This window comes from Rhodococcus sp. 05-339-2 (assembly GCF_002258965.1).
Classification (GTDB): domain Bacteria; phylum Actinomycetota; class Actinomycetes; order Mycobacteriales; family Mycobacteriaceae; genus Rhodococcoides.
In genome coordinates, this window is record NZ_NOYW01000014.1 from 324,731 (window position 1) to 338,696 (window position 13,966).

The following is a 13,966-nucleotide window of genomic DNA, read 5'->3' on the forward strand; positions in this document are numbered from 1 at the left end:
CGTGATGGTTCCGACTCCGTACGAAGATCTGCTGCGCCACATCCTCGATACCGGGACGGCGAAATCCGACCGAACCGGAACCGGCACCACCAGCGTGTTCGGGCATCAGATGCGCTTCGACCTGGCCGCGGGCTTCCCGCTGATCACCACCAAGAAGGTCCATCTCAAATCCATCGTCTACGAATTGCTGTGGTTCCTGCGTGGGGATTCGAACGCCACGTGGCTGCAGGAACACGGCGTGAGCATCTGGGACGAGTGGGCTGCCCCCGACGGCGAGCTCGGCCCCGTCTACGGAGTGCAGTGGCGATCGTGGCCTACCCCGTCGGGCGAGCACATCGACCAGATCAGCCAGGTCATCGAGACCTTGAAGACCGACCCGGATTCGCGGCGGATGATCGTCTCGGCCTGGAACGTCGGCGAGATCCCGCGAATGGCGCTGCCGCCGTGCCACGCGTTCTTCCAGTTCTACGTGGCCGACGGCAAGCTCTCGTGCCAGCTGTATCAGCGCAGTGCGGACATGTTCCTCGGAGTGCCGTTCAACATCGCGAGCTATGCGCTGCTCACGCACATGGTGGCGGCGCAGACCGGTCTCGAGGTCGGCGAGTTCGTCTGGACCGGCGGCGATTGCCACATCTACGACAACCACCGCGATCAGGTCACCGAGCAGCTCTCGCGCGAGGCGTACCCCTACCCCACTCTGAGACTGGCGCAACGGGATTCGATCTTCGACTACACCTACGAGGACATCGAGATCGTGGGCTACCGGCACCACCCGGCGATCAAGGCCCCGGTAGCGGTGTGAGTGCTTCGTTCGTCGGCTCGATCTGGGCGCAGAGCACCACGGGAACCATCGGGGACGGGGGCGGTATCCCCTGGCACATTCCCGAGGACCTGGCACACTTTCGCGCCGTGACGGGCGGTCATGCCGTCGTCATGGGCCGCAAGACCTGGGATTCACTTCCCGCGAAGTTCCGGCCGCTGCCCGGGCGTCGGAACATCGTCGTCACGCGCAACGCATCGTGGTCGGCCGAGGGCGCGGAGGTGGCACACAGCGTCGCCGACGCGATCGCGCTCGCCGATTCCGACCCGGTGTGGGTCATCGGGGGCGGCGAAATCTATCGCAGTGCAATGGATATCGCGACCCACCTGGAGGTGACCGAGGTCGATCTCGACGTCGTGGGCGATACGAGTGCTCCGGAGATTCCCGACGGCTGGGTCGCCAGGGCGGGCGACTGGCAGAGCAGCCGGGTCGACGGCACCCGATTCCGCTGGGTCGAGTACGGAAAGCCTACCCAACCTTCCTGAGCGCGTTCAGGATTCCCCCGTCGCGACTGCGAGTGGTGCGTCATACTGACGATCATGGACAAGAAGTCACTCACCGCCCTTGCCCGCCAACAGCTCAAGCTTGCAGTCGGCGCGTCGAGTGGCCGCAGTTCGCAGACGGTCTACGGCGGTCACCGACGCCACCTACGGCAGACGGTCGTGGCGCTGGCCGCCGGTAACAAACTGGCCGAACACGACCTCTCCGGCGAGTCGACCGTCCTGGTGCTCAGCGGCAAGCTGGAACTGATCTCCGGCGAACGCTCCTGGAAGGGTTCGACCGGCGACCTTCTCGTCATCCCCGACGCCCGCCACAGCGTCGAGGCCCTCGAAGACGTGAGCTTTCTGCTGACCGTCGCTATGTAGGGGACTTCCGCACGACCAGCACCGGGCAGTCCGCGGTGTTGACGAGCGCGAAACTCGTGGAGCCCAACAGCATTCCGCCGAATCCACCGCGCCCCCGATTGCCCACCACGATCAACGCTCCGGTTTCGGACAGTCCGCTCAGAATCCTCACCGGACGGTCCTGAGAGACGATGCGCTGCACCTCGACGTCCGGGAACCTCTCCTGCCAGCCGGCGAGGCTCTCCGCCAGCAGAGCCTCCTCACCGTCGGCGATGGCCTGCCAGTCCTTGGGTGCACGGCCGAACGACTGGGTCAGATCGACATCCGACCACACGTGCACCGCGATCAGCACGGCTCCGCGGGCCGATGCTTCGACGAACGCCCACTCGACCGCAGCCTGGTTGACCTCCGAGCCGTCGATACCGACGACGACCGGCCCCTCGGCGACCGGCCGACCGTCGATGTCACGGCCTCGCACCACCGCGACAGGAGAGACGCTGTGAGCAGCCAACGAGAGTGTGACAGCACCGGTTTCGCTCGCCCCGATCACCAGGAGCTCGGCCTGAGCAGAGACCCCGATGAGAACGTCCATCACACCGCCCTCGACGGCACTGGAGGTCACCTCGAACGCCGGATCGTCGACCACCAGTGCCGCCAGAGTTTCCGCCGCCACCAATCTGGATTTGGCCGTGGCCACGAATTCGGTTGCTTCTCCGGCGAATTCGCTCAGGTCGACCACACCCGGCATGTCCACGGCCGTCACGATGTGCAATCGCCGATCGCGTCGGTGAGCACAGAGCGCCGCCCAGATCACGGCCTTGTCCGCTGCAGCGGATCCGTCGATGCCGACGATGATCGGTCGAGAGCCTGTCACGTTTCGGGCCTCCGGTCGTTGCGCGAGAACCGGGGCCTCGGGCGTATGACGAATAGGAGTTCAGGCTAGTCGATGGACCCCGCCGAAGCGCCTCTTCGATTCGAATCGAATCGAAGAGGCGCCGGTCCCACGGACCCCCCGGGGTATGTGGTGTCAGCTGGCGCGCAATGCGTTTGCGTACTCTCGGCTTCGCGTGCGGCTGAGCTCGACAGCGGTGTCCTGCGCGTCGAGATGATCGAGATGGTCGGCCAGTTGGTCGCGACTGCGGGCTCCGGCACCGAGGTCGGTGCGCTCGAAGATGCGCCACTGTGCCAGCAGAGGACGCAGGACCTCGTCGAGGTGGCGGCGTAGATCGTAGATTCCGTCGCGCGAGATGAGCATCGCACTGCGCGCGAACCCCGGCAGGTTGCTGCCCGGCAGTTGGAAGTTCATGACGACCTCGGTGATCGCGGTGACGGTGAGCGACGGCGCAACCTCGAGCGCTGCGGAGACCAGGTCGGAAAAGAAGCGGACGTGCAGGTCCTGGTCGGCGACGATGCGTCCGAGCAGGCGATCGGCCACCGGATCGTGGCACTGCGCGACGGTGTTGCGGTGGCACATGCTCGCGACCGACTCGTCCAGGGCGACCTGAGCAAGCGACCGAAGCAGGTGCGCTCCGTTCATCGGGGCGTCGAAACCCACCGTCATGCACTGCGCTCGGGCGCGACCGAGGGCGATCGGATCGACGCTGCGGGTGGCGACCAGGTAGTCGGTGACCGCCACTGCATGCCTGGTTCGTTCTTCGCTCCACACGGTGAGCCACGACGGCCAGGCCCCGATCTCGGAGGCGGCGGTGTCGCGCCGGTACAGCGGAATGTTCTGCTCGACAAGCAGAGTGGTCACCAACGCCGCCTTGGCGGCCTCGGTCAGGCTGGAGGGACGCGAACCCCAGTACATCTCGGCCCGAACGAAGTCGGCCGGTTCCCACTGCACGGCTTCGGCGCGATGACGAACGAGATTCGCCTCGATGCTCGGCAGCAGTTCTCGCAGAACCGCGAACTGTCCGATGTCACTGCGCATACCCACCCCTTCGCCGCCCGCACACCCACTCCGACGGAGATCAACGTAGATGCGCGGCCCGTCCGTCGGGACGGCTTGGCGATTGTTTAGGGCAAGTCGCAAGCGCCCACGGCACGCGCTCGAGATAGGTCACAACGAGTTTTGCCGAAATGGTGGATCACGCGTTGATAACAACCTATGATCGATCCTGTTAGAGGCCCGGAAACAAACTTGAAGTACGAAAACGCCGCGGTTTCGTCGGGGATTGCATACATTGAGCCGTGGAAGCGCGTCGATACGCGTGAGTGAGTTTGCTTTCTCGAGACCTGAAGAATCCAACACGAAGGGTTGATCTGTGACCGTTCACAACTCGACTAGCCTCGGAATCATGGTCGCGGGTCAGCCTGCGTCGGCTCCTCTTCGCGACTTCCGCGCGGTGGCTCGGCTCCTCGTGGGGCACTTCGCAGCCAATACCCCCTGCGGGTCGTTGCCGGGCGAACAGCTCCACGGCGACGTCACCGAATTCACCGTCAAGTGCATCAGTATCGCCGTGCAGATGCTCGACGAAAGACGTGCTCCGGCGGAGTCCGACCTGGCCGAACTCCGCGCCAAGGCCAGTCAGTGGGCGCGCGAGGGTGTGCCACTCGAGTCCGTGCTCAGCGTCTACCACGAGGGCATCCAGATCGGCTGGAATCTCGTGTCCAAGCGGGCAGGTGAAGGCGACGCCGCCCAACTGATCGAGGCCGCGCGGATGTTCGTGCTGCTGTCGGAGAAGGTGTCCATCGCGGCCAGCAAGAGCTACGTCGAGGAGCTCCAATCGGTGGCCAGTGAGCATCACACGGCGGCGCACACCCTGGTGACCTCGCTGCTCAGCGGCCACAATGCGGTGTCGATGGCCCGTCAGTCCGGCATCGAGCTCGCCGACAGTTACCTCGTGCTCGCCATCTCGGTGCCGCCGCACCCCGACGAGAACGACCCCAACATCCAGAAGACCGTTGCCGCCCGTCGAAAGCTGCGCCGCGTTCAGGCCGAATTGGCCACGATCTGCGGTCGCACTCCCCTGTCTCTGCTGAGCACCGAAGGCGGCACCGTGCTGATCCCGGGTGTTCACGACGAAGAGTGGGTCGAGGCCCTGGTGCACCGCATCGGTACCGCCGCCGAGGTTCCCGTCACCGTCACCGCCGAGCAGGCCGCTACCGCCGACATCCCCACCGCAGCCGATCAGGTCCACGAACTGCTGTCGTTGGCGCACCAGCTGCACCGTCCGTCCGGGCTGTACCGCATGGACGACCTGGTGCTCGAATACCAGCTCACGCGACCGGGACCCGGCCGTCGCCACCTGACCCAGATCCTCGAGCCACTCGACTCGTCGCCGGAGCTGCTCGAGACCCTCGAGATCCACATATCCCACGATCTGAACCGTCAGCGGTCCGCACGCCAGCTCCACCTGCACACCAACACCGTCGATTACCGCCTCAAGCGGATCGCCCAGCTCACCGGGTTCGACCCGACCCGTCCCTCGGGTATCCGACACCTGCAGGCCGCCCTGGTGGCCCGACGCCTCGAATCCTCGCGCGGCGCAGCGTGATCTGAGAACTCCGACCGGTTTCTCGACCCGACGGCAGGTAGCGTCGGAAGTATTCGAGGAGCAGGGGATTGTTGGATGACGAAGTTGAAGCTCGAGCTGTCCGGTGTGGTCAAGGAGTACCCCACCGGCGAGCAACCGGTACGCGCGTTGGACGGTATCGATCTCACGATCGAGGGTGGCCAGTTCGTCTCGCTCGTCGCGCCGTCCGGTGCCGGCAAGTCGACGCTGCTGCACATGCTCGGCGCACTCGACACGCCCACGTCGGGTTCCATCCGGTTCGACGACGTCGAGGTCACCACCCTCGACGACAATGCCCAATCCGATTTTCGACGCCACCAGGTGGGGTTCGTCTTCCAATTCTTCAACCTGCTGCCGACGATGTCCGCATGGGAGAACGTCGCCGTTCCCAAGCTGCTCGACGGCACCCCGATCAAGAAGGCCAAGTCCGACGCGATGCGTCTGCTCGACATGGTCGGACTCTCCAACCGATCCGAGCACCGTCCGGCGCAGTTGTCGGGCGGTCAGATCCAGCGCATCGCGATCGCACGGGCGTTGATGATGGATCCGGCACTGCTGATCGCCGATGAACCGACCGGCAATCTCGATTCGAAGACCTCCCACAACGTCCTGGAGATTCTTGCCGAGGTGGCGCACGCCAGTGACGGGCGTCGAGCGGTGGTGATGGCGACCCACGACCTCGAGGCGGCACGGTCCACCGATCGCATCGTCAGCATGATCGACGGTCGCGTCGAGACCGACACTCCCACGGCCGGCCTCGATCGGTGATAGGCACCGCGCTCAGCAGATTTCGAGTCATCAGCCTGCGCGACCTCCGCATGCACTGGGTGCGTTCGTTGGTCTCGGCCGGCGTCGTCGCCGTCGCGGCCGGGTTGCTCATCGCCGTCCTCGGCACGTACGGGTCCTTGACCGGATCCGTCGAGCGTCTCGCGGTGTCGATCGCGGGTAACGCCGACTACGAGGTCGTCGGTGTCACCGACTCGGGCTTCGATCAGAGCGAACTCGACGCAGTTCGCGCCGTCCCCGGTGTCGAGACCGCAGTCCCACTGCTGCGCAGCACCGTTCGGTCCGACGTCGGAGACCTGACGATTCTCGGTGTCGACTCGTCCATCACGGCACTGCAATCCGATCTCGAAGGCGCAGTCGGAAACGCGGCCGGGTTGCTCACCGACCCGGCCGGAGTATTGGTCGGAGCCGCAACAGGTCTGGCGCAGGGCGACACCGTCACCATCGACGATGTTCCGACGACGGTGGTCGGCGTGGTCGACGGCCCGGGGACGCAGCGTATCGGCGGAGGCATGTTCGCCGTCGCGCTCATCCCGACGGCTCAGACGCTCACCGACCGCCCCGATCAACTCGATTCGATCTTCGTCCTCGGCAGCGGCGACACTGTGCGTACCGACCTCGACGCCGCACTGGCGGGCCGCGTGTCGGTGATGAATCCCGACTTCAGGGCCGACCGCGCGAACCAGGCGATGAGCCTGACTCGCAATGCCACACTGATGGTCTCGCTCATCGCGTTCGTCGTCGCGGCGTTCCTGGTCTTCAACGTCATGAACATGGCCATCGCGAAGCGTCGACCCACCATCTCTCTGCTCCGGGCAGTCGGTGGCCGCCGCGGCGATATCGTCCGCGACCTGTTGTTCGAGTCCGTTCTGGTCGGGCTCGTCGGCGGTGCCGTCGGCGTTCCGTTGGGAATCGTGATGGGCCGCATCGCGATCGAGAGTCTGCCGCCGTTCCTCTCGCAGGCTTTCGATGCGCGGATCGAATACGTGTTGCCCGGCTTCGCGATTCCGGTGGCGATCGTGGCCTGTGTACTGGCCTGCGCGGGCGCCTCGGCCGTCGCGGCGGTTCAGGTCTATCGCATCTCCCCGATCGAGGCGCTCGCGGTCGGCGGCGGAGAGACCTCGGGAGGCCCCGGTCTGCGATTCACCGTGGCCGCAACCGTCTTCGGCCTGCTCGCCATCGCCGGATCCTTCCTGTTCGCCGTCAACGTCGACGGACAGTTGACCCTCGGGGCCGGTGCGCTGTTCATGTTCGGCGTCGTCGCGCTGTGCGTCGGCGCGACGGGGCCGATCGTGTCGATCACCGCAGCGGTCCCCCGCCGCTGGGGTGGTGCCGGTCGCCTCGCGACCGCCACCATCGAACGCGCCCCGCGGCGTATCTGGGCAACCGTGATGACGATCGTGATCGCGGTTGGAGTCAGTGTGGGAGTGTCGGGTTCACTGACCAACATGACCGACTCGGCGGCCGAGTCGTTGTCGTCGTTGGCCGATACCGACCTGTACGTGTCGATGACCTCGCCCGACGCCATTCCGTCGGGCCCGATCGTTCCCGCCGAGGTGGAGGACGCCGTAGCGTCGACGCCCGGTGTGTCTCGCATCGTCGAGGGGCAGTGGGCATACGCCACGATCGACGGCGAGACGGTATCCATCCAGGGCGTCGCCGACGGTAGCAACGCGGTGACTCTCACCTCGCTCACCGAGGACGTGCGTTCCCAGGTGCTCGCCGGTGACGGGGTGGTGCTGTCCCGGGGATTCGGCAGAACGTTGGGTGTCTCGGTGGGCGACTCCATCGACTTGCCGACGCCGACCGGCGTCCAGACCGTGCGGGTGTTGGATCTGGTCGACTACATCAACGCCGCCGGCGGCACGATGGCGATCTCGCTGGATTCGATGCAACGGTGGTACGACCGACCCGGGGCGACCTACCTCGAGATCGGCGTCGACGGAGACGTTGCCGCCGTACAGGATTCGTTGCGTTCGACACTGCCACCCGAAGCCTTCGTCTACACCGGCGCTGCGGCTCTGGAGGGCACCAGTGCGGCCATCCGACAGTCCGGCGCATTGGCGATCGCGCTGCAGTGGATCGTCGCGCTCGTCGCTGCCGTCGCCTTGCTCAACACCTTGACATTGTCGGTACTCGAACGTCGCCGCGAACTGGGAGTGCTGCGCGCCATGGGCGGCGGCCGAGGGACCCTGGCGCGAATGGTGCTCGCCGAGGCGCTGTCGGTCGGCATCGTCGGTGGTGTCCTCGGCCTGATCATCGGCGCAGGGCTGCAATACCTGAGCACCCTGATCCTCGGAGCCAGCATCGGGATTCCGGTCGCCTACACCGCGAGCTGGTCGGTGCTGCTGTACGGCCTCGTCGCCCTCGGGTTGTCACTGCTCGGTTCGGCTCCACCTGCTGTGCACGCATCGCGACTGAACATCGTGGACGCCATCGCGGCGGATTAGGTGCTGGCCGGGCCTCGGGATCCGCAAACGCGCGCGCGTTCGTCAGGTGCGAGCGGAATCGACAGCCTGTGGCCGGCGATTGTGCGCGCGTCTGGCAAATGCGCGCGCGTTTGTACGAGGATGACCGGCGTGGTTCGACGCTTTCGCCCGTGGCATCGAGTGCTTCGTCGGCATCGGATCGATCGCCGATTACACCGCTCACCAGCACCGCACTGCCCTGAACCTGATCGCCTCGCTGACCGGGACGGTGACGAGCAGCGGCAACCTGCTTCACGATCGACACGGTGGGCCGCTAGACTAGCGAGCGCGATGTGGGCCAGCTGAGCACCGGAGGCAGCGAACCCATCCGCAACCGATTGTTCGATGGATCGAAAGCCGTTGCTGGACAAGGGCTTCGGATCAGAGAACGGTCACCAGCCTTCGTAGCTCAGGGGATAGAGCAACCCTCTCCTAAAGGGTAGGTCGCAGGTTCGAATCCTGCCGAGGGCACCACATATCAGCAGGTCAGATCGGGTATTTGAAACTTGGCCGATACAGTCTTGGTGGCCAGCCCGGTTCCACCCCGGTCAGTGGGCGGCGGACGGTACCGCTCCGCTTCTCGAACATGGTCCGATTTGTCTTTTCACTTCGCGGATGAAACCACTCAGTCTCAAACGAACTCGGTTTGCTATCGCGGTGGGCCTAGGCCTCGCTGCGCTCACCGCATGCGGTGGTGACGGGGACTCCACACCCACCACAACGACTCCCAGTGCATCGACGGTGACCGTGGCCGCTACAACGACAAGCCCAGTACCCGTCACCACGGCGCAGCGGGCACAGCAGTATCAAGATGCAGTTTCCGAACGCATCGCGCCGTGCCTCGACGTGAGCAACTCACTCAGCACAACCTGCGCAGCGGCGATCTCGTCGACCGTCGTCGCGCTGGACGAATTTCAGGCGGGCCTGTCGTCTGGTTTTCCGACCACTCGGGCCAAGACGCATGAACTGATTGCCAATTTGGAGTACTGGAGGGACGTCTGCACACTGACCGACCCGATGACTTCTGAACGCACCAAGTGCCTTGCCTTCCTGCCCGTCGCCGGAAAGATGGAGGGCCTGATGTTTGCGTGGTAGGAGGACGAGCAGCGATGAGTCCGTTCGTCAACGGCGTTTCTACATCGGAGCACGTACGGCCGGGCCAATTTGTCGGTGCTTATCGGTATGGTTCGCCGCATGCAGATCGCAGCGCAAGCTCTACACTCCCTGAGCATGATGTTAAACCCGCCGCTCCAACGAGTAATTGAACGTGGGCAACGCGGACAGACGCTTGAAGCCTGGGGCCTGAATCCACACCGAGCGGATACCAACACCTCGATGGCGAAAGACGACGACGACGGCTTTGACGAGAAAATTCCTGAGGGCGTAACCGGTACCGTGATGTACCCGATCATGAACGCCACCGATGCGCTTGCGACCCTAAATGTGGTTCTACAGGCTGGTAAGAGATCCGTTCCATTCAGGTACCACGCCCCTTCTGTCCTGGCTTCATGTAGAACGGCTTTCGAGTCCTCGGCCCAAGCCATCTGGGTGATGAGCCCTGAAGATCGGGACGTGCGTCGTGCCCGTGCAGCTGGGCTTGCAATGATTGGCGTTGAGCACGCAAAGGAACATCACAAGGACACAATTAAGGCACACGACAATAAACTACTACTCGTGCCAGACGAAACATACGGGCAGTCTCAGCACCGCCTAAATTTCCACCAGAGCGAGCTTGACACGCTGGCAGCACTGCCCCGGGAGAGCGGCCGTCGCTACACCGTGCTCGTACGCAAGGCGGCTAATTGGATACAAGACAATAACCCTGCGCATACGGCGGAACTGGCAGGCAAGCACTTTCCCACTATCATGGATGAACAATATCGGGTTTGTTCCAGTTTTACACACGGACATTCTTGGGCCATTAATCTGGCAGACGGCCCCTCTGCAATGTTTGCGATGATGGCCGACGCACTCATGTCAGCCATCATCAGCGTGGAATGTGCCGTTGCCCTGTATGAAGCTCAGACAACCGACCCCGCGAGCGCACGCACGCACAACTACCCGGAGCGCCTGCAGCCCAGCATTGACGCATGACGGGTTCGGTACGCGTGAACAAATATGCAGCTAGCCCAAGCGTCGGCGGAACTGCACAACGTTCGAAGCCATTAGGAGGGCCGATTGCTCCGGGGCAGGTCTTGTTTCCGCGAGAGGGCGGCTGAGCGGGGCCTGCTTACCGTCTTTGTTCTCCGCGATGTTGTCCGCGTACACGGTCAGGGTGGTTACCTAAGACGCGTGCCCGAGCCACTTGCTCACCTGCATGGAGTGCTTACCCGTGCTCAGGCCTCCTCGCTACATCCTTCGCCCGGCTTCCCGACGAACGCCGTCCATATCTCATGGCCACGTGGGATGCGCCCTCCGGTGAACTCGGTCATGTTGTCTCCCTTGGTAGTTAAGGCGTTAACGGTCCGTTTCGCCTTACGCCCCACCCAGCCACTTGCACATCCGTTGACAGAAGTTGACCCCTTGCGGACTCCCGAAACTCGCCGTACTATCGAACATGCATTCGAGTACTGGGGAGGAACTCGTGGTCGCAGCCGTACATGATTCACCACTGACGTCCGATGAAGTGCTGCGCTTCGTTGCGCGTCTTCAGTCATCGGAGTTCGATGCCGACGCAGCAGCGGGCATCGATCTGATCTCCGCCCTCGAGACGATCAAGTGCGCCAGCGTGGCCGTTCAAGCCGTGGTGACCGACGCCGTGGCGACGACCATCAGCAACGAACGTAAAGAGCGGGGCAAGCCGAAAGCCCAGTGGCGCATCGGTATTGCGTCACAGATTGGCCTGGCCCGACGCGAATCACCGAACCGCGGCGGCACTCATCTGGGCCTCGCTCGCGCCCTGGTGCACGAAATGCCGCACACCCTGGCTCGCCTGAAAGCCGGAGAACTCAACGAGTGGCGCGCCATGATCCTCGCCCGCGAAACCGCATGCCTCACCGTCGACGACCGCCGCACCCTCGACGAACGACTGTGCGCGGACCCCGCCATACTGGCCGGTGCCGGTGACCGCACCATCGAGGGCCGCGCCCGCGCCCTGGCCAACGAACTCGACGCCGCCTCCCGGGTGAAACGACGCGCCAAGGCCTACGCCGCCCGCCGCACGAGCACCCGGCCAGCCCCCGAATCGATGGGCTTCTTCACGGTCCTCACCTCGATGGAGAAGATGGTCTGCATGTGGGCGACCCTGCGACGAGACGCCGACACCATCGTCAACTCAGGCGGTGAGACACGGACCCGCGACCAGATCATGGCCGACCTCGTGTTCGAGCGTGTCACCGGCGCAGCCGCCGCACAGGGCCCGCCGGTGACCGTCGACATCGTCATCGCCGACGCCGCCCTCTTGGCCGGCGGTTCCACGTCCGCGTACGTGCACGGCTATGGCGACATTCCGTCCGAAGTCGCCCGGCAACTCATCCGACACACACTCGACAGTGAGACGCACGTCGCATTGCGTCGCCTCTACGCGCATCCGACGTCCGGCGCATTGACGGCGGTGGAGTCCACATCACGCGCATTTCCGACCGCGCTGGGACGCCTCATCGATCTGCGAGATCGCACCTGCCGCACTCCGTGGTGCGACGCGCCGATCCGTCACCACGACCACATCAGACCCCACTCCACCGGCGGCAGAACGAGCGCCGAGAACGGCGCAGGCCTTTGTGCCGCATGCAATTACGCGAAAGAGGGCGAGGGCTGGACGGCCGAGGCCCTACGAGACAAACGAGGCGCTCGACATCGCTACCGGCTCATCTCACCCACCGGGCACACCTATGACTCGAGCGCGCCGCCGATGCCCGTGGTCGAGGTCTACAACTCGAGAATCGAGAACGTGATCATCACCGGTCTGTTCGACGACGACGCCGCATGACAGGTCGCGGCGGGAACATACCGAGCACCGACTCGGTTACACTCGTCAACGGCGCGCCCAGCTGCACGCCAGACGTCGTGGAATGCTCCCGAACCTCCATGTGCACCCAGCACAGGCTTCTCTTACGGCGATCGAAACTGCCCACCGGCAGTCTCGCCACCTTGCATCTCGGCCCGAAGGCCCGCAGGTGCAACACCCTGCCCGAAAGGCACTTTTCATCACTATGACGACCCCACAGACTTTTGCTGCACTCGGCGTACCCCAGGCCATCGCGGATGTACTCGCGAGCCAGGGCAAGACCGAGGCATTCCCCATCCAGGCCGACACCCTTCCCGACACATTGCAGGGACGCGACGTGCTCGGACGCGGAAAGACCGGTAGCGGCAAAACACTCGCCTTCTCCATCCCGATGGTCGCTCGACTCGCCGGCCAGCTCCCCGGTAACCGGAAGCCCGGCCGCCCCCGTGGCCTGATCCTCGCGCCGACGCGTGAGCTCGCCACCCAGATCGCCGTCGCGATCGAACCCCTCGCCTCCGCGTACTCGCTGAAGGTCACCACGATCTTCGGTGGTGTCTCGCAGGTCCGTCAGGTCTCCGCGCTCAAGGGTGGAGTCGACATCGTCGTCGCCTGCCCCGGCCGGCTCGAAGATTTGATGAAGCAGCGTCACCTCACCCTCGACGGCGTTCAGATCACCGTCCTCGACGAGGCAGACCACATGGCCGACCTCGGGTTCCTGCCCGTCGTCACCCGCATCCTCGCTGCCACCCCGGACAAGGGCCAGCGCATGCTGTTCTCCGCGACCCTGGACAACGGCGTCGACAAGCTGGTCAAGCGCTTCCTGCACAACCAGATCACGCACTCCGTCGACGAGGCCACCTCGCACGTCGAGGCCATGACGCACAGCGTGTTCGAGGTCGACGGCGTCGAAGCCAAGAAGAAGCTGGTCCACCAGCTCGCCTCCGGCACCGGACGCCGCATCCTGTTCATGCGCACCAAGCACCAGGCCCGCAAGCTCGCCAAGCAGCTCACCGACGCCGGAATCCCGTCCGTCGACCTACACGGCAACCTCTCTCAGGCCGCACGCGACCGCAACCTCGCCGCGTTCTCCTCCGGCCAGGCTCGCGTCCTCGTCGCCACCGACGTCGCAGCTCGCGGCGTTCACGTCGACGACGTCCAGCTCGTCGTCCACGTCGATCCCCCGGCCGAGCACAAGGCGTACCTGCACCGCTCCGGCCGCACCGCACGCGCGGGAAGCGCCGGAGACGTCGTGACCGTCGTCCTGCCCGAGCAGCGCAAGGACACCGCAGTACTGCTGCGCAAGGCCGACATCAAGGTCACGCCCATTCGCGTCACCGCCGACTCGCCCGCCGTGGCGAACCTCGTCGGCGAGCAGGCTCGTTACGTCCAGCCCGCACCGAAGGCCGAGCAGGCACCGGCTCGCACCGCGAATCCTCGCAACAGCAACAACGCGCGACGCGGCGGACCGGCCCGCAGTGGTGGTCAGCCCCGCAGTGGTGGACAGCCGCGCAGCGGTGGTGGCGGCCATAGCCGTCGCGCAGCAGGACCGGCCACGAGCCAGCGCAGCCGCTGATTTCGGCCTG

At 64.8% G+C, this 13,966-nt stretch carries 12 protein-coding genes and 1 tRNA gene; 11 read left to right on the forward strand and 2 right to left on the reverse strand.

The genetic code is table 11. The features are described from left to right. The first annotated feature begins 1 nt into the window (after position 1). The 3 genes from CH273_RS12410 to CH273_RS12420 are packed head-to-tail and all read left to right on the forward strand — an operon-like array spanning position 2 to position 1,686. Positions 2-802, forward strand: coding sequence for a thymidylate synthase (locus CH273_RS12410; protein WP_032396253.1), 801 nt, complete (start codon positions 2-4; stop codon positions 800-802). After that, a complete protein-coding gene (locus tag CH273_RS12415; RefSeq protein ID WP_032395789.1) occupies positions 799-1,305 on the forward strand; it encodes a dihydrofolate reductase in 507 nt (168 codons plus the stop codon). The genes CH273_RS12410 and CH273_RS12415 overlap by 4 nt, the downstream gene beginning before the upstream one ends. Positions 1,306-1,359: 54 nt before the next feature. After that, positions 1,360-1,686 carry a cupin domain-containing protein gene (locus CH273_RS12420; RefSeq protein WP_032395790.1) on the forward strand — a complete coding sequence of 109 codons (327 nt, stop codon included), beginning with the start codon at positions 1,360-1,362 and terminating at the stop codon, positions 1,684-1,686. Here CH273_RS12420 and CH273_RS12425 read toward each other — a convergent pair. Next, entirely contained in the window at positions 1,679-2,539 is an 861-nt protein-coding gene (locus CH273_RS12425; protein WP_032395791.1) for a universal stress protein, read from the reverse strand. The two genes, CH273_RS12420 and CH273_RS12425, sit on opposite strands and share 8 nt — an antisense overlap. A 153-nt stretch (positions 2,540-2,692) precedes the next feature. Then, the gene (locus tag CH273_RS12430; protein WP_032395792.1) at positions 2,693-3,598 is read right to left on the reverse strand and encodes an acyl-ACP desaturase; all 906 of its coding nucleotides are present in this window, start codon (positions 3,596-3,598) and stop codon (positions 2,693-2,695) included. A gap of 334 nt (positions 3,599-3,932) precedes the next feature. Between CH273_RS12430 and CH273_RS12435 the strand changes: the two genes are divergently transcribed. The 8 genes from CH273_RS12435 (at position 3,933) to CH273_RS12470 (ending at position 13,956) form a co-directional block, all read left to right on the forward strand. Then, complete coding sequence (locus tag CH273_RS12435) at positions 3,933-5,165, forward strand: PucR family transcriptional regulator (RefSeq protein ID WP_032395793.1); 1,233 nt, start codon at positions 3,933-3,935, stop codon at positions 5,163-5,165. 84 nt (positions 5,166-5,249) lie between these two features. Then, positions 5,250-5,951 (forward strand): ABC transporter ATP-binding protein, encoded by a 702-nt coding sequence (locus CH273_RS12440; protein WP_032396254.1) that lies wholly within the window; start codon positions 5,250-5,252, stop codon positions 5,949-5,951. Further along, entirely contained in the window at positions 5,948-8,419 is a 2,472-nt protein-coding gene (locus CH273_RS12445) for an ABC transporter permease (protein WP_032395794.1), read from the forward strand. Before CH273_RS12440 ends, CH273_RS12445 begins: the two co-directional genes overlap by 4 nt. A gap of 416 nt (positions 8,420-8,835) precedes the next feature. Then, a tRNA-Arg gene (locus tag CH273_RS12450) sits at positions 8,836-8,911 on the forward strand. Between the two features lie 267 nt (positions 8,912-9,178). Next, on the forward strand, positions 9,179-9,532 hold the full coding sequence (locus CH273_RS12455; RefSeq protein ID WP_032395795.1) for a hypothetical protein: 354 nt from the start codon (positions 9,179-9,181) through the stop codon (positions 9,530-9,532). A gap of 99 nt (positions 9,533-9,631) precedes the next feature. Further along, a complete protein-coding gene (locus CH273_RS12460; RefSeq protein ID WP_094637999.1) occupies positions 9,632-10,531 on the forward strand; it encodes a hypothetical protein in 900 nt (299 codons plus the stop codon). A 463-nt stretch (positions 10,532-10,994) separates the two neighbouring features. Then, positions 10,995-12,365 (forward strand): HNH endonuclease, encoded by a 1,371-nt coding sequence (locus tag CH273_RS12465; RefSeq protein WP_179275463.1) that lies wholly within the window; start codon positions 10,995-10,997, stop codon positions 12,363-12,365. A 223-nt stretch (positions 12,366-12,588) separates the two neighbouring features. Beyond that, positions 12,589-13,956, forward strand: coding sequence for a DEAD/DEAH box helicase (locus CH273_RS12470; protein ID WP_052049622.1), 1,368 nt, complete (start codon positions 12,589-12,591; stop codon positions 13,954-13,956). The last annotated feature ends 10 nt before the right edge of the window (positions 13,957-13,966 follow it).

What these genes read in the sequence shown, in the direction of transcription:
- CH273_RS12420 (WP_032395790.1), top strand. Translation starts at nt 1,360, where the DNA reads ATGGACAAGAAGTCACTCACCGCCCTTGCCCGCCAACAGCTCAAGCTT.
- CH273_RS12430 (WP_032395792.1), bottom strand. Translation starts at nt 3,598, where the DNA reads ATGCGCAGTGACATCGGACAGTTCGCGGTTCTGCGAGAACTGCTGCCG.
- CH273_RS12460 (WP_094637999.1), top strand. Translation starts at nt 9,632, where the DNA reads ATGCAGATCGCAGCGCAAGCTCTACACTCCCTGAGCATGATGTTAAAC.
- CH273_RS12465 (WP_179275463.1), top strand. Translation starts at nt 10,995, where the DNA reads ATGCATTCGAGTACTGGGGAGGAACTCGTGGTCGCAGCCGTACATGAT.
- CH273_RS12470 (WP_052049622.1), top strand. Translation starts at nt 12,589, where the DNA reads ATGACGACCCCACAGACTTTTGCTGCACTCGGCGTACCCCAGGCCATC.